The following is a 22,784-nucleotide window of genomic DNA, read 5'->3' as shown; positions in this document are numbered from 1 at the left end:
GCTCCGGATCAATTGATGTCGAGGCAGACGTATTTCAGGTCGGTGAAGGCTTCGAGACCGTGGCGGGATCCCTCGCGCCCGAGGCCCGACTGCTTCATTCCGCCGAAGGGAATCGGCGCTCCCGTGATCTTGACGCGATTGACGGCGACCATGCCGTATTCCAGCGAGCGGGCGAGCCGCAGCGCCCGGGCGCCGTTCTCGGTGACCACATAGGCGACGAGGCCGTATTCGGTCACGTTCGCGCGCCTCACGACCTCGTCCTCGGTCTCGAACGGAGTGACCGCGGCGATAGGGGCGAAGGTCTCCTCGCTCATGATGAGCGCGCCGTCCGGCACATCGGTGAGCAGGGTCGGCGCGACGAAGAGAGGTCCCACAGTCGCGCCATCTCCCGTGACCCGCCGTGCGCCCTGCCTCACCGCGTCGTCGATCTGCGCCTGTGCCTTGGAGACCGCATTGGCGTGCATCAGCGGGCCGATTTCCGTATCCGCCTCCAGGCCCGCGCCGACCTTCAGCCCGGCGATGCGTTTGCCGAAAGCTTCGCAGAAAGCGTCGTAGACCGGACGCTGGACGTAAATGCGGTTGGCAGCGAGGCAATCCTGGCCGGATGTCGCGAACTTCGCTGCCATGGCAATCTCCACGGCTTTGTCCAGGTCGGCATCGTCGAAGACGATCAGGGGCGCGTGGCCGCCGAGCTCCATCACGAGACGCTTCATGGTCGGGGCGCAGCGGGCGGCGATCTTGCGACCGATTTCCGTCGAACCGGTGAAGCTGACGACGCGTACCCGTTCATCGTCGCAGAACCGGTTGGCGATGGGCTCCGCATCGCCGGTGACGATGTTGAAAACGCCTGCCGGCAGACCGGCGCGCTCGGCCAGTTCCGCCAGGGCGAGGGCGGAAAGAGGCGTATAGGAGGAAGGGTGAGCCACCACCGTGCAGCCGGCGGCGAGCGCGGCCGCAGCCTTGCGCGTCAGCATGGCGGAGGGGAAGTTCCAGGGCGTCAGCAACGCGGCGACGCCCAGCGGCTCGCGGCGCACAAGCATCTCCGCGCCCGGCAGATGGCTCGTCACGCTTTCGACATTGAGGCGCTTCGCCTCTTCCGCGTACCATTCCACGAAGGAAGCGGCATAGGAGATCTCCCCAAGGGATTCGGAGAGAGGCTTGCCCTGTTCAAGGGTCATGAGAAGGGCGAGATCCTCACGGGCATCGAGAATGAGATCATGCCAGGCCCGCAAGCGGGCGGCGCGCTCCTGCGGCATCAGGGCCTTCCAGGCGGGCAGGGCAAGAGCTGCCGCGTCGACGGCCTGCGTCGCCTCATTCGCACCGAGGCGGGCGACTCTGGCGACGACCAGCTCGGAGGCCGGGTCGCGAACCTCGAAGCGGAGGTCGGAGGCGGCTCCTGTCCAGCGCCCACCGATATAGGCCATCTCACGCAGCAGGCGGGCATCCTGCAGGCGGCTCAAGGCCGGATGGATCTCTGCCTTGGAGGGAATGGCAGCGGCCGTGGTCTGCGTCATCGCATTCATGCGGTGATCTCCTGAAAACCGATGCGATGCAGGCTAGTGCTTCACGAGGGAGAGAGTTTCGGTTCTTCGCCCTTGAGACCGAGAGAGTCTCGGTTCTGAAGGGCAGCCGCCGAGACATTCTCTGGTCATGCCTCAGCCATTCAGGACCGAGCTCAGGAACTCCCGGGTTCGCGGCTGTTCCGGGTTCGTGAAGAAGCGATCCGGCTCACCTTGCTCCACGATGCGACCCTTGTCGAAGAAACACACCCGGTCGGACACCTCGCGCGCAAAGCGCATCTCGTGGGTGACAAGCAGCATGGTCAGGTCATGCTCCTGCGCGAGATTGCGGATCACGCCCAGCACCTCTCCCACGAGTTGAGGGTCGAGGGCCGAGGTGGGCTCATCGAACAGGAGGACGCGCGGACGCATGGCGAGCGCTCTCGCAATCGCGACACGCTGCTGCTGCCCGCCGGAAAGCTGGCTCGGGTACTGGTCCTTCTTGTCGAGCAGACCGACCATCCGCAGAAGCTCGACGGCGCGGCTTTCCGCTTCCTCTCGCTTCATCTTGAGGACGGCGACCGGCGCCTCGACGATGTTGCGGAGCACCGTCATGTGCGGAAACAGGTTGAAGCTCTGGAACACCATGCCGACATTAGAGCGGATCTTGTGCAGGTGCCGATCGCTGGCCTTGAAATCACCCCGTCCATGACTCTCGTGGTAGCCGATGCCGGCGAGTTCTAGCTGTCCTTCCTGGAACGGCTCGAGGGTCATCAGGATGCGCAGCACGGTGGATTTGCCGGAGCCGGACGGACCGATCAGCGTCACCTTCTCGCCTTGGCGGACATCGAAGTTGAAATTGTCCAGGACCGTCAGCGCGCCGAAGCGCTTGGTGACGTTCTGAAAGCGAATGATGGATGTCATCGCAAGGGAATCCCGCTTTTGGGCAGAGCCCTTTCCACCAGATGGATGAGAGCCGAGCAGATAAGGACCATGGGAAGAAAAATCAGACCGACCATCGAGAGCGGCACGAGGTAGTCGAACGTGCGCTCTCCGATCATGTTGGCGAGAGCCAGCATGTCGAGCACGGTGACGACCGACAGGACCGGTGTCTCCTTCAGCATCGAGACGAGATAATTGCCCAGCGCCGGAACGATACGCGGGATCATCTGCGGCACCACGATATCGCGATAGGTCTGGAGGCGCGTCAGGTTCAGGGCCGTCGCGGCCTCCCACTGGCCGCGCTGGATGGCATTGATGCCGCCGCGATAGACCTCCGAAGTATATGCCGAATATTGCAGGCCGAGCGCCAGCGCTCCCGTCATGAAGGCTGGCAGGACGATTCCGAAGTCGGGCAGCACGTAGTAAAGGAAGAAGAGCTGAACCAGGAGCGGGGTATCGCGCACGAACTCGGTGAAGCAGGCGACGGTCCAGGAGATCGCCTTGTAGCGGCTGCGCCTCAGGAGCGCGAGAACCAGGCCGAGAACCAGCGCGATGGCATAGCCGACCGCCGCCGCCTGCAGGGTCACGAGAAGACCGATCCCGAGGATCGGCAGAATCGAAAGCGCGAAGGCGAGAGCCGATGAGGTGTCCCATTCATAGCCGTACATCATGAGTGGGCGCTCCGGGGAAAGGCCGCGCCGCGCCGCAGCTTCGCTTCGATGAAGCGTATGATGAGCATCAGGCCCAGCGCGATGATGAAGTAGCCGGCGAGGGTCATGGTATAGATCGTGGCGCTGTCCAGGGTGATATTGCGCAAGGACTGAGCCTGGAAGGTCAGATCGGCAATGGAGATGAGCGACACGAGCGCCGTGTCCTTGAGATTCTGGACCGCCAGATTGCCGAAGGCCGGCATCATCTCGATGATCGCCTGCGGCATGGAGATGTGCCAAAGCGTGTGGAACTTGCTGAAATTCAGCGCGCGAGCTGCCTCGTGCTGCGCTTGCGGCACCGCCATAAGGGCGCCGCGCACGACTTCCGCCCCGAAGGCTCCGGTAAGAAGCGACAGGACCATGATGCCGGTGGTGATCGGATCGAAGGAGACGCCGATCAAGGGGAGAGCATAATAGAACCAGAAGAGCTGGACGAGCAGCGGCGTGCCCCGAAACAGCAGGACATAGACGAAGGCGATCCCTGAGATGATCGGGTTGCTCGACGTGCGGGCAATGCCTGCCAAAAAGGCCAACACGGTGCCGAATGCGATCGAGGTCAGCGAAATCATCACCGTGATCTGCGCGCCCTTCATCAGGGGAGCCAGATACTGCGTCCAGGTCATCCGCGACTCCTTAGCGATGCTCTGCCCGGCCCGAGATGCAAGTTTCGGGCCGGGCAGTCCAACAGGTCCGGCGAGTTACTTGCCGGCGCAGAGGTCGGCGACGTTCTTGGCCATGGCGGCCTTGATGCTTTCCTCGCTGAGGCCGTAGGAAGTCAGGATCTTCTTGTAATCGTCGGTCTTGCGGAACTCGACCAGCGCGGTGTTGTAGGCATCGCGGAGTTCCTTGTCCTCAGGACGGAAAGCGAAGCCGCCATAGTTGCGGACGGGCTTGCCATCCACGATGGGATCCGTGAAGGGCTTGACCTGCTCCACGTCCTTTCCGCCTTCCGCAAGCTTGGACACGGTCAATTCGGTCGCTGCATAGGCATCGGCCCGAGTCTGGACCGTGGAGAGCGCATCCGCATTGGCCTGGATGATGACGATCTGATTGTCCTTCACGCCGACGGCGCGCAGGAAGTCGATGTTGTTGGCGCCCGAGACCACGGCCACCTTGAGCGACGGATCCTTCGCGATATCGGCATAGGTGGTCAGCTTCTTCGGATTGCCCTTCTTCACCAGCAGGCCCTCGCCGTAGCTGGAGTTCGGCTCCGTGAAGGAGACCTGCTTGCAGCGCTCCGGCGAGATGTTCTGCTCGGCAGCCGCGAGGGCGAAGCGACGGGCTTTCAGGCCGGGGATCAGCGTGCCGAACGGCGTCACGGTCCAGTTAACCTCGTTGATGCCCAGCTTCTTGAACACGGCGATCGCGACATCAGGGCCGATTCCGGCGGCGGAACCGTCTTCCTTCATATAGCCGTAGGGCACTTCGTTGGCGGTCGCGCCCTGAACGTAGCCGGCGCTCTTGACCTCGTCGAGAGTAAGCGCCTGAGCACCTCCAACGGCTGCCGTGAGAGCGAGAGCGGCAATGCCGCAGCGGATAGTGTTGTGCATGTGGTCTTCTCCTCTGGTGTTATCGGGCCCGCGTGCCGGTTGGTCCGGCTTGCAGCGGAAGCGCTGGCGGTCTTTGAATTCGAAAGATCAGTCCTCCACCGTGGCGACGACTGCGAGGCAGTCGCCTGTCTTGACGAGGCCCGGGAAGTGCCGTCCCGCGAGAACGCCATCGAGGGCCGCGCGGTATTCCATCGGCACCTGTCCGGTGCGGCCGACAGGATGGATGCGGGCGATGACGTCGCCCTTCCGAACCGGATCGCCGAGATCGATGCAGGGTTCCACGAGGCCGTCATCCTCGGCGAAGCGAAAGCACTCGGCCGACGGCATGTCGAGCCAGCGCGTCGGATCCATCTCCGGCTCTCCGGCGACGATCCCGGCATGCTTGAGCACGTTCATGGTGCCCCGCTTGGCAATCCGCACCGTCCTTGCCGATGCGGTGCCGCCACCCGACAGCTCGGTTGTGACGAAGACCTTGCCCATGTCTTCGGCCGCGGTGTCGTACATGCCGACCGCGTCGATCTCGATCATCCGCATGGAATAGGGAGCGGCGAACGCGGCCACGGCGTCGAAGCAGCGCTTCTCCTGCGCCTTGTCCGGCAGTTCATGCGCGGCCGCATAGGGCAGGAAGTCGAGGGTGCGGCCGCCTGAGTGAAAATCCAGCACGAGATCGGCCAGCGGCAGCAGGGTGCGCTGGAAGTAATCCGCGATCTTTTCCGTCACCGTGCCGTCGGGACGGCCGGGAAAGCTGCGGTTGAGATTGCCGCGGTCTATCGGCGACGTCCGGGTCCCGGCCCGGAAAGCCGGATAGTTCATCGCCGGTACGATGATGACGCGGCCCTGAACCCGATCGGCCGTGAGAGTGCGGGCAAGATCGAAGAGAGCGATTGGGCCTTCATATTCATCGCCGTGGTTGCCGCCGGTGAGCAGGGCCGTCGGCCCTTCGCCGCGCTTCACCACGGTGATCGGGATCATCACCGAACCCCACGCCGAGTCGTCCCGGCTGTAGGGCAGGCGCAAAAACCCGTGCTGCACCCCGTCGGCGTCGAAGTCGACGCTGGCTGCAATAGGCGAGGGGCGCTCGATCGGCGGCATGACGCTCATGACTTCACGAAAAGCTTGCGCGGCACGTTGGAGAGGCATTCGACGCCCTTGTCGGTGATGACGATGCTCTCCGTGATCTCCAGGCCCATATTCTCGAGCCACAGGCCGGTCATGAAATGGAAGGTCATGCCCGGGCGGAGTTCCGTCCTGTCGCCGGGGCGCAGGCTCATGGTGCGCTCGCCCCAATCCGGCGGATAGCTCAGCCCGATCGGGTAGCCTGTGCGGTTGTCCTTGACGATGCCGTAGCGCTTGAGCACGGCGAAGAAAGCGTTGGCGATGTCCTCGCATGCATTGCCGGGCTTTGCCGCCGCGAGGCCTTCCTCCATCCCCTCCAATACGGCCTTCTCCGCGTCGAGGAAGGCTTGGGTCGGCTTGCCGAGAAAGACGGTGCGGGACAGGGGGCAATGATAGCGCTTGTAGCAGCCGGCGATCTCGAAGAACGTCCCTTCGCCGCTCCGCATGGGCTTATCGTCCCAGGTCAGGTGGGGGGCAGAGGCCTCCTCGCCGGACGGAAGAAGCGGCACGATGGCCGCATAGTCGCCGCCGAAACCTTCGACACCGCGCAAACCCGCGTCGTAGATCTCGGCAACGAGATCGTTCTTGCGGATGCCCGGCTCGACCCTGTCGAGGATGCGCGCATGCATCGCCTCCACGATCCGGCCCGCGACCTTCATGTATTCGATCTCCTGTGAGCTCTTGACAGCACGCTGCCAGTTCACGAGCGACAGGGAATCCTTGAACTTCGCATTCGGCAGGTGCTTGACGAGCGACTGGTAGGCCGCTGCCGAGAAATAGTAATTGTCCATCTCGACGGCGATGGTGCCCTTGTCCCAGCCGCGCTCGCCGATGATCGCGGATAGGTAGTCCATCGGATGGCGTTCCGTGGATTGAACGTAATGATCCGCATAGCCGATGATGTTGTCGTGGGCGAGGTAGGCCGTGCGCTTAGCGCCGTTGGCGTCCTGACCGCGGCCATACCAGACCGGCTCGCCCTCGGGCGGCACCAGCACGCATTGATGCACGTAGAACGACCAGCCGTCGTAGCCGGTCAGCCAATGCATGTTGGATGGATCCGTGACGATCAGCAGGTCTATTCCGGCCTTTTCCATGGCTTTGCGCGTCTTCGCGAGGCGCTCGGCATATTCCGCTCGGCTGAAGTTGAGATTGGGTGCGCTCAAGACGTGCCTCCGGTTGGTTCTTGCGTGTCGATGGCCCATCCGGCGCCAGCATCCATGGCGCGCCGGCGGGCGAGGGTAGCGATGGCGGTGTCCTGCACGCCGGTGCCGGTTAGGTCGCAGAGGGTGATGGCGTCAGGGCTTTCACGGCCCGGGATCTGTCCGGCAATCACCTGACCCAGCTCGCCAAAGGTTTGATCCGGCGCAATCAGGCCCGCCTGGATGGCGTGATGCAATTCGCCAAGACGCCGTGTCTGAGCGACGCTGTCGGCGATATAGGTCACTTGGGTTAATGCAGCGGACTCGATCTCGTTCTTGTGCTCGGAATCGGAGCCCATCGCCGTCAGATGCTGGCCGGGTCGGAGCCACTCCGCCTTCAGGATCGGATGCTCGGACGGTGTCGTGGTGACAATGATGTCCGCCCCGTCACAGGCATCTTTCGGCGCCGAGACGGCCTTAACCGGAATGCGAAGCGAGGCGGTCAGTTCTCTCGCAGCTGCCTCCGCCTTGGCGGGGTCGCGGGCCCAGATCCGCGCTTGCGTGATCGGTCGCACCAGGGTGAGCGCCTCGAGCTGCAGCCGCGCCTGGATACCCGCTCCGAAGATCGCTGCAACCTGAGCGTCTGGACGTGAGAGATGCTTTGCCGCGACTGCACCGGCCGCGGCCGTACGCACGTCGGTCAGGTAACCATTGTCGAGGAGCAAAGCTTCGACGAGGCCGGTTCTCGAGCTCAGCAGGACCATGAGGCCGTTGAGGCTCGGCAGCCCAAGCTTCGGGTTATCGAAGAAGCCCGGGCTTACCTTGATCGCGAAGCCGTCGACGCCCGGCACATAGGCGGTCTTCACGTCGACCTCGCCGCGATACTCGGCGATATCGAGCCGCAGGATCGGGGGCATGACGACGGGCTTGGTGGCGAGAGCCGCGAAGGCATCTTCCACGCATGCGACTGCGCTGGCATCGAGCCGGACGACCTTGCGGAGATCGGGTTCGGTGAGAACGAGCATCCTTGCCATCAGCTGCGCCCTCCAGCTGCATCTTCCCGGTGGCTGACGAGCTGCCGGTGTCTCGCCTCATCGATGTTGCGGCCGGAGACGAGAACCACGGTCGGGCCTCTCACTTCGACCTTGCTTGCCAATAAAGCGGCGATACCGACTGCGCCGGCTCCCTCCACCATTTCGCCCTCGGCGACGAAGGCATGGCGGATGCCCTCCGCGATTTCGTCCTCGGTGAGAAGAACGACATCGTCGAGAAGGTCTCGGCACATGGCAAAGGTGTATTGGTTGTTCAGGCCGACGCCGCCGCCGAGGGAATCGGCCAGGGTTTCCAATTCCTCGACTGCAACGGGCTTTCCCGCTCGCAGGCTTTCGTGCATGGCCGCGCCGCGAGCCATCGAAACGCCGATGACGCGGGCTCGCGGGAGCCTCCCCTTGATCGCCGCGGCCACGCCGGACGCCAGCCCTCCGCCGGAGAGAGGAACGAGAACAAGGTCGACACCTGGACAATCCTCAAAGATTTCCAATCCGATGGTGCCCTGGCCGGCAATGACGGCGGCATGATCGAACGGCGGAATTTCCGTCAGGCCTGCCTCGGTCACCAGCCTCTCGACTTCCTGCTGCGCATCGTCCTGCGAGTGTCCGACGATGCGGACATCGGCTCCCAGTGCCCGCACTGCATCGACCTTGTTGCCAGGCACCAAGGCAGACATGCAGACGACGGCTCTCGCGCCTTGAGCTGAGGCGGCATGAGCAAGGGCGCGTCCATGATTGCCCGTCGAAGCCGTCACGAGCCCGCGCTGCCGCGCCTCATCGCTCAAGGAAAGAACCGCATTGGTCGCACCGCGGAGCTTGAAGCTGCCTGTCGCTTGACGGCTCTCGAGCTTGAGATGGATCGGGGCACCGCAAAGGGTGGTCAGAGCGGCGGAGGAAATCAGGGGTGTGCGCCGAAGATGATCGGCGATACGCTCTTGGGCCTGCACGATTTCGTTCAGGCCTATCGTCATGCGCAGCAATCCGCACAAGCGATCGCGAGACCGGTTTTGTCCGTTTCGCGGAGAAGTCGTGCTGTGATCATCGATGCACCTGCCATCTCTTTGTCAGGACAAAGTGAGGGTGCGATGCACTCTAAATCATGTCAATATTTATATTGTCATGAAACAATTGCCGCTTTTTCCGCTACACGATTATCCCGACGTCGAAGACCGGCGGCAGTTGCTCGAACGTGTGAGCAATCGCCTGCAGCGATCGGCCGAGAGCGGCGTGTGACAGCCGACCGCCGAGACAGATGCGAATCCCTGCCGATTGATGCCCGCCGGCGATGAAAGGGTCTGACGGCGTGACTGCAATGTTCTTCTGGGCGAGGGCCCGCACGAGACTTTCCTCAGCCCATCGCGTCGGGACTTTCAGCCAGGCGCACAGGGACAGCGGGTGGGTCTGCGCCACATGCTCGCCGAGGAACTCCGCAACGAGGGCCTGACGCGCGCGCGCCTCCTGACGCTGAATGTCGATCAGGGCCTGGGCCGTGCCGTCTTCGATCCATCGGGTCGCGATCTCGGCAGGCAGATTCGTGGCGCTCCAGCTCGTCACGCGCAGGATGCTGGCAACCCGGATGCTGTATTGGGGCGGAACCACGAGATAGCCGACGCGCAACCCGGTCATGACCGTCTTGGTGAAGCTCGTGACGAAGAAGCCGAGATCCGGCAACAGCTCGGTGATCGAAGGAAGTGGCGTCTCCAGCATCGGCTTGTAGACTTCGTCCTCGACCACGAAGACGCCGTAACGGCGCGCGACCTCGGCAATGGCCAGCCGGCGCTCGGCTCCCATGACGTGGCTGGTCGGATTGCCGAGGGAGGGGACGAGCACCAGGGCCTTCACCCCGCCGGCCCGGCAGGCCTCCTCGAAGGCCTCCACCAGAACGCCTTCCTGATCCGTCGGGAGGCCCCTTAGGGTGAATCCGAGAACGTTCGACAGCCCGATGATGCCGTGGTCGGTGAGGTGCTCGGTGAGGACGATCTCGCCCGGCCGAACGATGGCTGCGATGGCCAGGAACAGGCCATGGGCGGCGCCGTTCGTGATGAGGATACGATCCTTGCTTGGAGCGACTCCGAGGCCTTTCAACCAGACCTGAGCCGCCATCCGGTGCCGATCCAATCCCGCGATGGGCCGGCACGGGCGCATGAAGGCGCTGTTGTCGCCCTCGGCAAGCTGCCCCATGGCCCCGCGCGACGCGCGCTCATGCGCTTCCGTATAGACGGCCCGGATGATCGAGAGGTCGACGATCTCCCCGGGGTCGCGGTCGAGCATGAAGCGGTCGGCCTTTTCCGTTACACGGCTGCGGACGAAGGTGCCACGGCCGACCTCGCCCCGCAGGTAGCCCCGCTGCTCAGCCTCCTTGTAGCTGAGGCTCACGGTCTGCACCGATACCCCGAGCCGGCGCGCGAGGTCGCGATGGGTCGGCATGCGTGTATGAGGGCGCAGAACGTCGGTATCGATATCCGCAATGATCCGTTCCGTCAGAAGCTTGTGCTTCGTCGCCCCCTTGCGCTTCACCAATACGGGGCGCCAGTCCTCGGCGGCAGCGTCGTGTGGGGCGTCGGAAGGGCGGTGGTCGATCAAAGGGCGAGGGGGCTCGCGCATGGCATTGTCTCAGGAGGATAGCATAGGTAATCATTACAATGCGCCAAGAGCTTGGGAAAGTCATGAAACTCGACAAGATCGACCTTAAAATTCTGTCCGTGCTTCAGGGTGACGGCCGGATGACCAAGCTTCGGCTGGCCGAGGCCGTCAATCTATCGCCGACGGCCTGCTGGGAGCGTCTCAGCCGGTTGGAGAAGAACGGGGTCATTGCCGGCTACACGGCCCGGATCAATTCCGACAAGTTCTTGCGACGCACGACGGTCCTGGTGGAGATCACCCTCAAAAGCCACCACCAGGCCGATTTTCAGCGATTCGAGGCGGCAATCCTCAAGGAGCCGGCCGTGATTTCCTGTGACGCGACCGGCGGGGGGATAGACTATATGCTTAAGGTTGTTTCAGCCGATATTGATGACTATCAAAGGTTGATCGACCGGCTTCTGCAACTCAATCTGGGGATCGAGCGGTATTTTACCTATGTCGTGACGAAGAACGTGAAAGCCAGTGACGCTTTTCATGGCCTCTTCATCGATGACTGAAGCAGTATCGGGAAAGGAAAGGTTGAGACCTTCCGCCATGGCGCATGTGGCTTGAAATGACCGCTGGTCATGGTCGCGTCAAAAGACGGTCGGCGCCGGATTTGCGCCGACCCGCATCATGAATGATAGGAGCGGTCGGAAGTCGCGTATGGCTGATCAAGGCGGCCGAAGCCGCTTCTCTTGGTGCCTGATGCCGCAGGGCGCCCGAGATTTTGTGCTGCGATCACGGCTTCCACTCGGTTTCGAGCATTCAGCTTCTGCATCAGGATCGTCATGTAGTGTTTGACGGTTCTCTCCGTGATGCCGAGATCGAACGACATCTCCCGGTTGGTCTTTCCGTCGAGCAGGAGCCGAACGATCTGGTTCTCGCGCGCGCTCAGCTTGAGCGCTTCGACGGTAACCTTGCGCAGGGAAGCGCTGCGCAGCGCGGTCAGAACCCTGCTTGCGAAATTCCGGGATATGTAGGTTTCTCCGGCGATCGCCGCCGAAACCGCGTGAAGAAGTTCATCCAACTGGCAGGACTTCGACACATAACCCTGTGCTCCCGCTTCGAGAGCGCTCACGGCGTGCTCCACGTCGGGATCTGCCGTGAACACCACGATCTTGATGCTCGGGAATTTGGCCTTGGTCTCGGAGATCGTCTGCAATGCGCCATCCGATGGCGATAAACCTATGATAATCAGATCGGGACGAAATTGCTCCGCAACGTCGCGGAGCTCTCGTGATGTTGCGCCTGTCGCTACAATCTCGAAAGCATCCTGCGATCCAAGAGCATGCCTCAGCCCCTCAACGACGATCGGCTGATCGTCGATCAGGGCAAGCGAAATCAATTTCATCAAATGTCCCCCCGCACACCTCGAGGGCAAGCCAAGCTTTGCCGAAGTGCGCATTTTGGGACAGTATCTAGAAGTTGTGCTGCCGTCCTTGGCACAGGATGGCTATCGCAGGCTCAGGAAGAGTTAATCCATCGGAGGTAAGATCGAGTACTGTCTTTAATCATAACAACATTTCATTTGAGAATTTTGCTCCGTTGCATGCGACCCATTAAACCATTGAACTAGTGGCGAATTTCTGTCACTGAGCGCATCTGAACACGCCATTTCCCTGGACTAAGGTCCGTATGCGTATCGGACCAACGTCAATTGTGGAGACATTCCCGGCTGATTAATCTTTAGCTCTCAAATCGAATTCCGAGGAACGAATGTCCGAGTTGGCGCCACCAGCAAGGGTAGGGCGCAAGACCACGATCTGGGCGACCATGAGCCTGACCCGCCAGTTCGTGCTGACAGGCGGTGTGATCATGCTCGTCGCGATGTTGGCGGCCGGACTGTTCATCGCGGAGATCGCGTCGAGAACGACGATCGAGAATACGGCTTCCTCGACCGCCCTCCTCATGGACAGCTTCGTCTCTCCGCTGGCCCATGCTCTGGCGACAGAAGATATCCTGCCTCCTGAGGAGCGGGATGAACTCAACGAACTTCTCAACGCTGACCATTTCAAGCAGCGATTTCCCTATCTTGAAATCTGGAAAGAGGGCGGGCTTGTCGCCTATTCGACGACGGAAAATTTGATCGGGCGAAGATTTACGCCGCCCGACGGCCTGATCGTGGCCTTGAGAGGCGAGATATCGGCTCAGTATGCCAACCTCGATGCCAGGGAGCATCTGGATCGGGGCATCGACACCAAATACCTTGAGATCTACGTTCCCGTTCGAGAGCACTATTCCGGCCGCGTGATCGCGGTTGCCGAGATTCATGAAAGCACCCAGCAGCTCGAACATGAACTTTGGTGGCTGCGGTTCAAGACATGGCTTGCCGTCGCCGGTGCGACGTCGATCATCATGATCGGCCTGTTCGGCATCGTTTATCGAGGCAACCAGCTCATTCTTTCGCAGCAGCATCAGCTTCGCGGACGGCTGATCGAGATCGAGCAGGCCTCCCAGCATAACCGGCTTCTCAAGGAACGATCCCAGCGCGCGTCGGGCCGCGTAGCGGAGCTGACGGAAAACTATCTGCGCAGGATCGGTGCCGATCTGCATGATGGCCCGGCGCAACTCATCGGCTTTGCCGCGCTCAGTGTAGAACATGTGCGGCGAGCGCGCACGAACGCTCAGCGTGAGGAGGAGCTGGCTTCCCTTGAAGCTGCTCTTTCGGACGCTCTTCGCGATATCCGAACGACCTCGAAGGGTCTGATGCTGCCGGAAATCGAGGACCTGCCGCTTGCAGCTGTCGTAAAGCAGGTGGTCACCAATCACGAACGGCGCACGGGGACCAAAGTGACCGTCCATTGCGACGAGATCTCCCATCCGCTTACGCATGCGATCAAGATCTGCGTTTACCGGGTCCTCCAGGAGGGGCTGAACAATGCGTTCCGCCACGCGGGCGGCAACGGTCAGCGGGTGACCTGCAAGCTGGAAGATTCCGTCTTGAGCGTCGTGGTGCAGGATGAGGGAGGCGACGGCCCTATCGAGCTGGCCAACCCGGACTCAGGTTTGGGGCTTGTCGGCCTGAGGGATCGTGTCGAGAGCCTCGGCGGCATCTTCCGTGTTACTCATCTCACGGATGGTGGAACCACTGTCGAAATGAGTGTTGTCATTGCCGATGAGGAGCAGGATGGCTGAAAGAACCCGCGTCGCGGTCGTGGATGATCACTCGCTGTTGCGAGCCGGAGTGATCCGGGCACTCACGCTAGATGATATGATCGAAGTTGTAGGGGAGGGAGCTTCGGCGACGGATGCCATCGAGCTCGTGAAAGCGCATGAACTCGATCTCATCCTGCTCGACATCTCGATGCCGGGCGATGGAATAGAAGCAGCGCGCGCGATCTGCAGCCTGCCATCGCCTCCACAGGTCGTAATGCTGACGGTCTCTGAAGATGATGATGACGTGACGCGCGCATTGGATGCTGGAGCCGTCGGCTATCTCCTTAAAGGGATCAAGGCTCCGGAGTTGATCGCTGCCGTAAAGAGCGTGAGAGCCGACGGCTCTTTCATTTCTCCCAACCTGGCTCTCCGACTGCTCTCAAGCAAAGCGCAGGCAGGGGTAGATCCGATATCCTCTCTATCCGAAAGTGAGGAGCGCACATTGCGCTTGATTCTGGCGGGCCTCACCAACCGCGAGATCGCCGAGCGACTGGAAGTGACGGAGAAGACAGTCAAGTTCCACGTCGGAAACATTCTGAAAAAGCTCAACGTCAAGAACCGGGTCGAGGCGGCGCTGCTTGCGAAGCGGGAATGGGGTGACTTGTAGCGCGGGTAAATCCAGAGAGTGCTGAGTGTCTCAGCGTGAGAGAAAGAGAGATCGGCAATCGCCGATCTCTTTTCCATTTATTCTAATCGTTACGTTTCTTCCAACTCGCGGGTTTCGCGACAATTCGACCGGGACCGGAGGCCATCGCCTATGCCTTTCGCTGGCATTCGGACCAACGTAAGACCAGCTCCGACGAAATCAGCTCCAGCCTGCTGACGAGCTCCCGCTGCCGGCGGTGGAATTCATCCTGAAGGACGCCGATTTCCCTTCCCAGTTGCTCCAGCTCCGATTGGAGACGTGTACTGGATTGCACAATCGCTTCGCCGGCGATTCGATTCCCGCATTCGGTAACGGACCTGATTTTTCGAAGGGTTTTCGGCCCGAAGCCCGGTAGTTTGAGCAAACGGGGGTCCGGAACCTGCGCCACCTCGGAGGCAGAGGGGCATCGCCCTCCGAATTCCTCCAATATGCTTTCCTGCACCCGCTGGCTGAAACGTTTGATCGGGAAAAGATCGTCCCCTTGCATGACTCTTTTTCTTTCTGGTTCATGAGTTCGGCAGAATAACCGGAGTTTTCGATCTCGGCAGGACTGCCATCCTAAGGATCCAGCGTTCTATCCATAAGTATAGCGCGTAAGGATACGGCGAGGTTGGAGGTCGGACCTTAGACCAGTCGGATGTCTGGCCCTAAGCCTCCCGCCTGCAGACGTCAGTCCCTGCGGACGTCGGACCATCGACTAAAAAATCGTTACACCTTCATCCGATGCGAACCTCCCGGCCCTGGTGAAGACTGTTTGATGAAATTGCGGACCAGCGCGCCAAACGGCCCCGGTCTCAATGTGAACAACAGCGGGCCCGGCCCACTTGGTGGAGAAGCATCATGGTCAATCTCGTCAAACACGACCTCGAGTTCATCCTGAAGCAGATTGAGATTGCAGAGCGGCATGCTGCCGGTGAGGATCTGCGCAAGCTCGTCGCAGAGGCGGGCGGGCTCGATCCCAACGCCGCTACCACCCCGACCCAGGCGTTTCTGCTTCCTTACGGCCTACGCACGGTCGACGGCACCTACAATAACCTCATCGAGGGCCGTGAGACCTGGGGTGCAGCCGACCAGCCTTTCCCTGAGATGAGCGCCCCCCAGTACGTGAACGAGGGCGACGACACGATGATGTTCGGCACGCCCACTAACCCGGTCTGGCTGAACAACAACAACTACACCCCCGGCACTGCCACGGGTTCGCCGATGCTGACGCCCGGCACCGTCGTCGATGCCGACCCGCGCACGATCTCGAACCTCATCGCCGACCAGACCCTGAACAATCCCGCCGCGATCAGCGCGGCGCTGACCTATGCCGGCATCGAGGGCGCCGCCCAGATGACCGCGATCTCGCAGATCCAGGCCGCCCGCGCGGCGATTGCGCAGGCCGTTCAGACCTCAAATACCACGTCCGGCAGCATTCCTGCGCTCGTGACGGCCCAGGCCTCGGCGCAGACCGCCGCCACCACAGCCAGCAATGAAGCCGCAAATGCCCAGGCGGCGGCGGACGCCGCGCAGGCGTCGCTCGCGACGGCAAACGAGGAGAAGGCCGCGGCCCAGGTCGAGGTCAACGAGACCTTCGCTGCCTTCAACGCCCTGCTCCTCGACGGCATTCCCACCGACCAACAGCAGGCGGAATACGACGCAGCGCTCGATGCTTTCGTTTCGGCTCAGGAAACCCTGAACGCCAAGACGGCCACCGCCGATGCGCTCGTAGCGCCGGCACAGAACGCAGCGACCGCCGCACAGACGGCCGCGACGCATGCGGCTGACGCAGCAGCCGCGCTGGCAACCGCCACGCAAGCTCTCGCGCAGGCCCAGACCCAGGCCCAGTCGGCGTCTGCTGCCGTCACGACGGCCGAGGCGGCCCTGAGCACCCTCCTGAGCCAGCTCGGCATCCAGATGGACGGCGAAACCGTCCTGATCCCGAACGTCGCGCCCGACATCGGCGACTCGGCTCCCTACAACTCGCTGTTCACCCTGTTCGGCCAGTTCTTCGACCACGGCCTCGACCTGATCTCGAAGGGCGGCAGCGGCACGGTCTACATCCCGCTCCAGCCGGACGACCCGCTCTACGTGCCGGGCAGCCACTCCAACTTCATGGTGATGACGCGCGCCTCCCGCGATGGCGACGGCGATACCATCAACACGACCACGCCGTGGGTCGACCAGAACCAGACCTACACCTCCCATGCCTCGCACCAGGTCTTCCTGCGCGAATACATGACCGGCCCCGACGGCAAGACGATCGCCACCGGTGACCTGCTCGAGGGCGCGCGTGGCTTGGCCACGTGGTCTGATGTGAAGGCCCAGGCCAAGGCGATGCTCGGCATCGACCTGACGGACGCCAACGTCACCAACGTTCCGCTGCTGCGCACCGACCCCTACGGCAACTTCATCCCGCATCCGCAGACCGGCTATGCGCAGGTCATCGTCGGCCTTGGCGCCGACGGCGTGCCGAACACATCCGACGACATCGTGATCTCGGGCACCCCCTCCAGCCCGGTGAGCCTGACGAACGCGGTCCTCACCGGCCACGCCTTCCTCGACGACATTGCCCACGCGGCAGTTCCGGTCCTCGTCGGTGGCGTCCTCCAGAAGGACGGCGACGCCGCCCTTGGCTACGCGAATGCCGACGGTTCGACGACCGGTCTCGTCAACTCGCGTGGTTCGAACACGGCCTATGACAACGAGCTGCTCGATGCGCACTACATCACGGGTGACGGACGCGGCAACGAGAACATCGGCCTGACTTCGATCCACCACATCTTCCACTCCGAGCACAACCACCTCGTCGAGCAGGTGAAGGAATTGGCCCTGACCTCGGGCGACCTTGCCTTCCTGAACGAGTGGCTGCTCGTCGACGTCACGGCCGTCCCGACCACCCCCGAAGCCAAGGCTGCCCTCGTGTGGGATGGCGAGCGCCTGTTCCAGGCTGCCCGCTTCACCAACGAGATGGAGTACCAGCACCTCGTCTTCGAGGAATTCGCCCGCAAGATGCAGCCCGACGTCGACGCCTTCGTGTTCGAGCCGTCGGTCGACATCAACCCGGCGATCTTCGCGGAGTTCGCCCAGGCCGTGTACCGCTTCGGCCACTCGATGCTGAACGAGACCATCGACACGATCACCGTCAACGGCCAGGTCGTCTCGATGAAGCTGTTCGACGGCTTCCTGAATCCGGTCGGCTTCGGGTCCGATACCATCGACCACGACACGGCAGCCGGCGCGGTCATCCGCGGCATGTCCCGCCAGCACGGCAACGAGATCGACGAGTTCGTGACCCACGTGCTGCGCAACCAGCTCGTCGGCATCCCGCTCGACCTCGCGGCGCTCAACATCGCCCGCGGCCGTGACCTGGGTCTGCCGTCCCTCAACGAGGCCCGCGCGCAGTTCTACCAGATGTCCGGCCAGGACTCGCAGGTGAAGCCCTACGTGAGCTGGACCGACTTCGCGCTCAACCTCCAGAACCCGCTGTCGATCATCAACTTCATCGCCGCCTACGGCAAGCACGACTCGATCGTCAATGCGACGACCATGGAGGCCAAGCGGGCTGCTGCGTCCCTGCTGGTGTTCGGCGGCACAGGCGCTCCGGCCGACCGCCTCGACTTCCTCAACTCGGAAGGCACCTGGGCCACCACGGAGTCGGGTCTCAACGACATCGACCTCTGGATGGGCGGCCTCGCCGAGAAGAAGATGGACTTCGGCGGCATGCTCGGCTCCACCTTCTCCTTCGTCTTCGAGGCGCAGATGGAAGCCCTCCAGGATGCCGACCGGTTCTACTACCTCTCGCGTGTTCAGGGTCTCAACCTCCTGAACGAGCTCGAGAACAACTCGATGACCGACATCATCATGCGCAACACCGACCTCGGCGACGAAGGCCGGAGCGCACTCCCAGGCGACATCTTCGCAACTCCCGCCCATACGCTCGAGATGATCATCTCGAAGCAGGTCGGGGCCGATCCCACCTGGGACAACCCCGTCCTCCAGGCTCTCTCGCCGCTCGTGGTGCGCAAGGATCTCGACGGCGACGGCGACCTCGACGTGCTGATCTACAACGGCACCGATCACGTGGTCATGGGCGGCACCGCCGAGGCCGACCTGATCGTGGCCGGCGAGGGCGACGACACTGTCTGGGGCTATGAAGGCAACGACACCATCGAGGCCGGCTACGGCGTCGACATCATCCATGGCGGAGCTGGCGACGACATCATCACCAATGCCGGCACCGACATCGGCATGACCGACAAGCTGCACGGCGAGGAAGGCAACGACGTCATCCAGGGCGGCTCGGGCCTGGCTCTCCTCTTCGGCAACCAGGGTCAGGACTTCCTGATCGCCGGTCCGGACGGCAAGTCGGTCTTCGGCGGCACCGACAATGACTTCATCCTCGGCGGCGACGGCGGCGACTTCCTGCTCGGCAACGAGGGAGACGACTGGATCGAGGGCGGCGCACGCTTCGATACGCTGGCTGGCGACAACTCGGAGCTGTTCTTCAATTCCAGCGTCGTCGGGCACGACGTTCTCAATGCCGGGACCGGCGACGGCGACTACGACGCCGAGTCCGGCGACGACATCATGTTCCAGGCAGAGGGCATCCAGCGCAATAACGGCATGGCCGGCTTCGATTGGGCGATCCATAAGGGCGATACGGTCGCTGCGAATTCCGACCTCGGCATTCCGCTCTTCGACAACCAGGAGGCGTTCATCCTGCGTGATCGCTTCGATCTCGTCGAAGGCCTTTCCGGCTGGAAGCACAACGACATCCTCACGGGACGCGTCGCTGCCGTGAACACCCGGGGAGAGCTGACCGGAACGGCGGCCATCCCCGGCCCGAACTCGCCGCTTGACTCCTTCTCCAACGACCTGTTGCAGAAGAACGTCTCGCTCATCAACGGCCTCGACCAGCTCGTGGCGCACCGTGTCCGCGTCCCGGTCGTCGATGCCCTGGGTAACCCGGTCCTCGACAAGAACGGCAATCCCGAGCTGATCGTGCTCGACACCTCTCAGGCTGCCGACATCATCCTCGGCGGCGGCGGCAGCGACACCATCAAGGGCTTCGCCGGTGACGACATCATCGACGGCGACAAGTGGCTCAACGTCCGCATCAAGATCGTCAAGGACGGCGTCACCTACACCGCCGACGGGATGACCGAGAAGGTCTATCTGGAGAGCGACTATGCCTACGGCGCTCCCAAGGCAGGTGCCGTGGCCCAGTTCGGCGGCAAGACCCTCGATGCCCTGATGCTCAGCGCAACCCTCAACCCGGGTCAGCTCAGCATCGTCCGTGAGATCGTCGACGGCGATCTGGACAACACTGCTGTCGACGTTGCCGTCTACGGCGACCTGATGGCCAACTACACCGTCACCAGCAATGACGATGGCAGCGTCACCGTCCAGCACGTGACGGTGACGGTCGAGACCGACCCGACCACCGGTAACAACCGCATCTCGGATGGAACCGACCGCCTGTTCAACATCGAGAAGCTGCGCTTCGCCGATGGTGAGGTGAGCCTGACGCCGCCCAAGTTGTCGCTCCACGCATTCGACGCCGGCGGAAACTTCGGCGACAACTTCACCACGGCGTCCTACAGCCGGAACGACGGCAGCCGTCAGTGGGCATCCAACTGGGTCGAGACGGGCGACGACAACTCGCCGAACTCGACGAACGCTGGGCAGATCCAGATTACCGGCAGCGCCCTTCGCTTCGACAACGGCAATGGTGCCTCGATCGAGCGTGGTCTCAATCTGACGGGTGTCGCTGCGGCCCGCCTGACATACTCGGTGAGCGAGCAGGGCTTCGACATCCAGGACAACGAGACCGTTCAGGTCTGGTTCTCCAGGGACGGCTCCAACTGGACCCTGCTCGAGACCATCAACGGCAACACGGGCAATGCCAACCGTGCCTTCGATCTCACCGGCCCGTTTGCGGCGGGCGCGAAGATCCGCTTCGATGTCTCGAACGTCAACAGCACCAACGACATCGTGAACATCGACAACCTGTCGGTCAGCGTCATGGTCCCGGCAGCCACGCCGACCGTCAACTACGCAACGACCTTCACCGAAGGCGGCGCGGCTGTGGCGATCGCGAGCAACCCCGGCATCACCGACGATGCGGCGCAGATGGTGTCTGCCCGGATCGTGCTGACGAACGCCCAGGCTGCGGACGAGCTCAACGTCGGCACCCTGCCGGCGGGGATCACCGCGAGCAGGACCGTCGCAAACGGTCAGATCGTCGTGACCCTGACGGGCGCGGCATCCCTGGCGGATTACCAGAGGGCCATCCAGGCGGTGACCTTCGACAACAACTCGGACAACCCGGTTGCCGGCAGTCGCGTGATCCAGGTGACGGTGAACGACGGGTTCATGAACAGCAATGTCGCCACGACCACGGTCCAGGTGAACGCTGTCAACGATCCGGTCAACGCGAACAACGACTCGATCATCACGAACATCGTGAATGGCCCGATCGTGGTTCCGGAATGGGTGCTCCTGTCGAACGACACCGATCCCGATGGTCCGGCACTGGACATCACCGCGGTCAGCAACGCCAACGGACTCGGCAACCTGTCGCTGGCGACCAATCCCGGCTCCGTGACCTTCACGGATACGGGCACCCCGGGTGGCTCCTTCACCTACACCGTCAACGACGGTGGCAATCCGCCCCGCACCGACACGGCCAATGTCACGGTCACTCGCGACACCAATCCGGTCGAAGGGACGACAGGAAACAACATCCTGATCGGTGACGACTCCGCCAGCACCTTCGACGGCGGAACCGGCAACGACACGATCCTGGCAGGTGGCGGCAACGACACCATCGTCTGGAACGCGACCTCTTCCACCATCTTCGGCGTTACGTTCGAGACCTCGCAGGACGGCCGTGACTATGTCGATGGCGGCGCCGGAGTAGATACCTTCGACGTCAACGGTAATGCACTGGCGGAGACGTTCAGGGTCTACACTCGCGAAGCCGCGATCACGGCGGGTATCACGGACATCCGGGAAAATACGGAGATCGTCATCACCCGTACGACGAGCACTCTTCTGGGCGGAACGAATACTTCCGTGATTGGGGAACTCGACAACATCGAGGAGATCCGCATTGGCACCCAGACGGGCGATCCGGTCAATGGTTCCGCCGGCGGGGGTGACGTCGTCCAGATCTTCGGCGACTTCTCCACCACAAGCCTTGCCCTCAACACCATCACCATCGATGGCAATGCGGGCGACGACACGGTCGACATCTCGCAGCTCACCTCGGCGCACCGGATCGTATTCCGCTCCAACGGCGGCAACGACACCATCATCGGCACGCTGCGGGAGCAGGACGTGATCGAACTCGAGCCTGGCCGCAAGGCGGACGAGTACGAATGGGAGGAGAACGAGGACGGCACCACCAGCATCAACTGCGGTGTCCATCGCGTGACCTTCCGGTCCGAGGGCGGGCGCAGGCCGAACCTCTGCGAGGTTCCGCTTCCGACCGATCCGGAAGTTCCGGTCGATCCCGAGCAGCCGACGGATCCGGTGGACCCCGAGACCCCGACGCAGCCTGAGCAGCCCGTCGATCACGAGCAGCCTCAGCAGCCCGTGGACCCGGTTACCCCGGTCACTCCCACGACCCCGGCAACCCCGAGCGATCCGATCCCGGCCGCTCCGGCCCAGCCGGAGGCACCCGCCAACCTCGTCCTCAAGGGCAACTCGCGCAGCGAGACGCTCCGCGGCGGTGAAGGCGACGACCGGGTCGACGGCGGTCGCGGCAACGACAAGCTCTACGGCGGGTCGGGCAACGACAAGCTCAACGGCGGTGACGGCAACGACCGTCTCGACGGCGGCATCGGCAACGACAAGCTCGAGGGCGGACGTGGTCACGACAAGCTCTACGGCGGGTCGGGCGACGACAGGCTCAACGGCGGGTCGGGCAACGACCACCTCGACGGCGGTCGCGGCAACGACCAGCTCGAGGGCGGCAGCGGCAACGATCGTCTCTACGGAGGCGCCGGCAATGACAGATTGTCGGGTGGTTCCGGCAACGATCGTCTCTCCGGCGGGTCGGGTAACGACGTGCTCAAGGGTGGTGCCGGCAACGACACTCTCTCGGGCGGCGCGGGTGACGACACCTTCGTCTTCCAGAAGGGCGGCGGCCGCGACGTGGTGACGGATTTCCGTCACGGTCAGGATCGTATCGACGCCAGCCATCTCTCGGGCGTGGACGGCATGTCCGACCTTCGCGTCATGCAGGTCAACCACGACGCCGTCATCGAGCACGGCACCGACATCCTTGTCCTCAAGGGCGTCAACGTATCCGATCTCGACAACAGCGACTTCATCTTCTGATGCGGTTGGCCTGAGATCGCG

At 62.6% G+C, this 22,784-nt stretch carries 16 protein-coding genes; 4 read left to right on the top strand and 12 right to left on the bottom strand.

All coding sequences use genetic code 11. The annotated features are described in order from the left end of the window. Positions 1–8 precede the first annotated feature (8 nt). The 10 genes from JKL46_RS13735 to ehuR form a co-directional block, all read right to left on the bottom strand. The gene (locus JKL46_RS13735) at positions 9–1,523 is read right to left on the bottom strand and encodes an NAD-dependent succinate-semialdehyde dehydrogenase (RefSeq protein WP_201833643.1); all 1,515 of its coding nucleotides are present in this window, start codon (positions 1,521–1,523) and stop codon (positions 9–11) included. Between the two features lie 132 nt (positions 1,524–1,655). Beyond that, the gene (ehuA, locus tag JKL46_RS13730) at positions 1,656–2,423 is read right to left on the bottom strand and encodes an ectoine/hydroxyectoine ABC transporter ATP-binding protein EhuA (RefSeq protein WP_201833641.1); all 768 of its coding nucleotides are present in this window, start codon (positions 2,421–2,423) and stop codon (positions 1,656–1,658) included. Further along, on the bottom strand, positions 2,420–3,112 hold the full coding sequence (gene ehuD, locus JKL46_RS13725) for an ectoine/hydroxyectoine ABC transporter permease subunit EhuD (RefSeq protein ID WP_201833639.1): 693 nt from the start codon (positions 3,110–3,112) through the stop codon (positions 2,420–2,422). The genes ehuA and ehuD overlap by 4 nt, the downstream gene beginning before the upstream one ends. Further along, the gene (ehuC, locus tag JKL46_RS13720; RefSeq protein WP_201833637.1) at positions 3,109–3,774 is read right to left on the bottom strand and encodes an ectoine/hydroxyectoine ABC transporter permease subunit EhuC; all 666 of its coding nucleotides are present in this window, start codon (positions 3,772–3,774) and stop codon (positions 3,109–3,111) included. The genes ehuD and ehuC overlap by 4 nt, the downstream gene beginning before the upstream one ends. Before the next feature lie 75 nt (positions 3,775–3,849). Then, on the bottom strand, positions 3,850–4,701 hold the full coding sequence (gene ehuB, locus JKL46_RS13715; protein WP_201833635.1) for an ectoine/hydroxyectoine ABC transporter substrate-binding protein EhuB: 852 nt from the start codon (positions 4,699–4,701) through the stop codon (positions 3,850–3,852). A gap of 87 nt (positions 4,702–4,788) precedes the next feature. Further along, positions 4,789–5,793 (bottom strand): N(2)-acetyl-L-2,4-diaminobutanoate deacetylase DoeB, encoded by a 1,005-nt coding sequence (gene doeB / locus JKL46_RS13710; protein WP_425493267.1) that lies wholly within the window; start codon positions 5,791–5,793, stop codon positions 4,789–4,791. Positions 5,794–5,798: 5 nt separating this feature from the next. Further along, positions 5,799–6,980 (bottom strand): ectoine hydrolase DoeA, encoded by a 1,182-nt coding sequence (gene doeA / locus JKL46_RS13705; protein WP_425493266.1) that lies wholly within the window; start codon positions 6,978–6,980, stop codon positions 5,799–5,801. After that, positions 6,977–7,990, bottom strand: coding sequence for an ectoine utilization protein EutC (gene eutC / locus JKL46_RS13700; RefSeq protein WP_201833629.1), 1,014 nt, complete (start codon positions 7,988–7,990; stop codon positions 6,977–6,979). The genes doeA and eutC overlap by 4 nt, the downstream gene beginning before the upstream one ends. Then, the gene (gene eutB, locus JKL46_RS13695) at positions 7,990–8,976 is read right to left on the bottom strand and encodes a hydroxyectoine utilization dehydratase EutB (protein WP_201833628.1); all 987 of its coding nucleotides are present in this window, start codon (positions 8,974–8,976) and stop codon (positions 7,990–7,992) included. Before eutB ends, eutC begins: the two co-directional genes overlap by 1 nt. 172 nt (positions 8,977–9,148) lie before the next feature. Then, positions 9,149–10,609, bottom strand: a complete 1,461-nt coding sequence (gene ehuR, locus JKL46_RS13690; RefSeq protein WP_201833627.1) for a MocR-like ectoine utilization transcription factor EhuR — start codon at positions 10,607–10,609, stop codon at positions 9,149–9,151. A gap of 62 nt (positions 10,610–10,671) precedes the next feature. On the opposite strand from ehuR, the gene JKL46_RS13685 reads away from it, so the two are divergent. Continuing rightward, positions 10,672–11,145 (top strand): Lrp/AsnC family transcriptional regulator, encoded by a 474-nt coding sequence (locus JKL46_RS13685; protein ID WP_201833626.1) that lies wholly within the window; start codon positions 10,672–10,674, stop codon positions 11,143–11,145. A gap of 116 nt (positions 11,146–11,261) precedes the next feature. On the opposite strand, the gene JKL46_RS13680 is transcribed toward JKL46_RS13685, so the two are convergent. After that, complete coding sequence (locus JKL46_RS13680) at positions 11,262–11,981, bottom strand: LuxR C-terminal-related transcriptional regulator (RefSeq protein ID WP_201833625.1); 720 nt, start codon at positions 11,979–11,981, stop codon at positions 11,262–11,264. 365 nt (positions 11,982–12,346) lie between these two features. Here JKL46_RS13680 and JKL46_RS13675 point away from each other — a divergent pair, with 365 nt between their 5' ends. Both JKL46_RS13675 and JKL46_RS13670 read left to right on the top strand, forming a co-directional pair. Continuing rightward, entirely contained in the window at positions 12,347–13,765 is a 1,419-nt protein-coding gene (locus JKL46_RS13675; protein WP_201833624.1) for a sensor histidine kinase, read from the top strand. Further along, positions 13,758–14,393: a response regulator gene (locus tag JKL46_RS13670; RefSeq protein WP_201833623.1), complete on the top strand. Its 636-nt coding sequence runs from the start codon at positions 13,758–13,760 to the stop codon at positions 14,391–14,393. Before JKL46_RS13675 ends, JKL46_RS13670 begins: the two co-directional genes overlap by 8 nt. Before the next feature lie 148 nt (positions 14,394–14,541). Here the strand turns inward: JKL46_RS13670 and JKL46_RS13665 are convergent, their stop codons facing one another. Continuing rightward, complete coding sequence (locus JKL46_RS13665) at positions 14,542–14,919, bottom strand: hypothetical protein (RefSeq protein ID WP_201833621.1); 378 nt, start codon at positions 14,917–14,919, stop codon at positions 14,542–14,544. A gap of 353 nt (positions 14,920–15,272) precedes the next feature. Here JKL46_RS13665 and JKL46_RS36300 point away from each other — a divergent pair, with 353 nt between their 5' ends. Further along, positions 15,273–22,763 (top strand): peroxidase family protein, encoded by a 7,491-nt coding sequence (locus JKL46_RS36300; protein WP_201833619.1) that lies wholly within the window; start codon positions 15,273–15,275, stop codon positions 22,761–22,763. Positions 22,764–22,784 lie beyond the last annotated feature (21 nt).

Origin of the sequence: Microvirga zambiensis WSM3693, assembly GCF_016735695.1 — a bacterium.
In the GTDB taxonomy this organism is placed as follows: domain Bacteria; phylum Pseudomonadota; class Alphaproteobacteria; order Rhizobiales; family Beijerinckiaceae; genus Microvirga; species Microvirga zambiensis.
Note: the sequence above shows the minus strand (reverse complement) of the source record. Positions and strands in the feature narration are given on the sequence as shown.

Coding starts and splice junctions, on each gene's coding strand:
- JKL46_RS13680 (WP_201833625.1), bottom strand. CDS start 11,981: ATGAAATTGATTTCGCTTGCCCTGATCGACGATCAGCCGATCGTCGTT.
- ehuB (WP_201833635.1), bottom strand. CDS start 4,701: ATGCACAACACTATCCGCTGCGGCATTGCCGCTCTCGCTCTCACGGCA.
- JKL46_RS13675 (WP_201833624.1), top strand. CDS start 12,347: ATGTCCGAGTTGGCGCCACCAGCAAGGGTAGGGCGCAAGACCACGATC.
- eutC (WP_201833629.1), bottom strand. CDS start 7,990: ATGGCAAGGATGCTCGTTCTCACCGAACCCGATCTCCGCAAGGTCGTC.
- JKL46_RS36300 (WP_201833619.1), top strand. CDS start 15,273: ATGGTCAATCTCGTCAAACACGACCTCGAGTTCATCCTGAAGCAGATT.
- JKL46_RS13735 (WP_201833643.1), bottom strand. CDS start 1,523: ATGAATGCGATGACGCAGACCACGGCCGCTGCCATTCCCTCCAAGGCA.
- JKL46_RS13670 (WP_201833623.1), top strand. CDS start 13,758: ATGGCTGAAAGAACCCGCGTCGCGGTCGTGGATGATCACTCGCTGTTG.
- ehuR (WP_201833627.1), bottom strand. CDS start 10,609: ATGCGCGAGCCCCCTCGCCCTTTGATCGACCACCGCCCTTCCGACGCC.
- ehuD (WP_201833639.1), bottom strand. CDS start 3,112: ATGATGTACGGCTATGAATGGGACACCTCATCGGCTCTCGCCTTCGCG.
- JKL46_RS13685 (WP_201833626.1), top strand. CDS start 10,672: ATGAAACTCGACAAGATCGACCTTAAAATTCTGTCCGTGCTTCAGGGT.
- ehuC (WP_201833637.1), bottom strand. CDS start 3,774: ATGACCTGGACGCAGTATCTGGCTCCCCTGATGAAGGGCGCGCAGATC.
- eutB (WP_201833628.1), bottom strand. CDS start 8,976: ATGACGATAGGCCTGAACGAAATCGTGCAGGCCCAAGAGCGTATCGCC.
- JKL46_RS13665 (WP_201833621.1), bottom strand. CDS start 14,919: ATGCAAGGGGACGATCTTTTCCCGATCAAACGTTTCAGCCAGCGGGTG.
- ehuA (WP_201833641.1), bottom strand. CDS start 2,423: ATGACATCCATCATTCGCTTTCAGAACGTCACCAAGCGCTTCGGCGCG.
- doeB (WP_425493267.1), bottom strand. CDS start 5,793: ATGCCGCCGATCGAGCGCCCCTCGCCTATTGCAGCCAGCGTCGACTTC.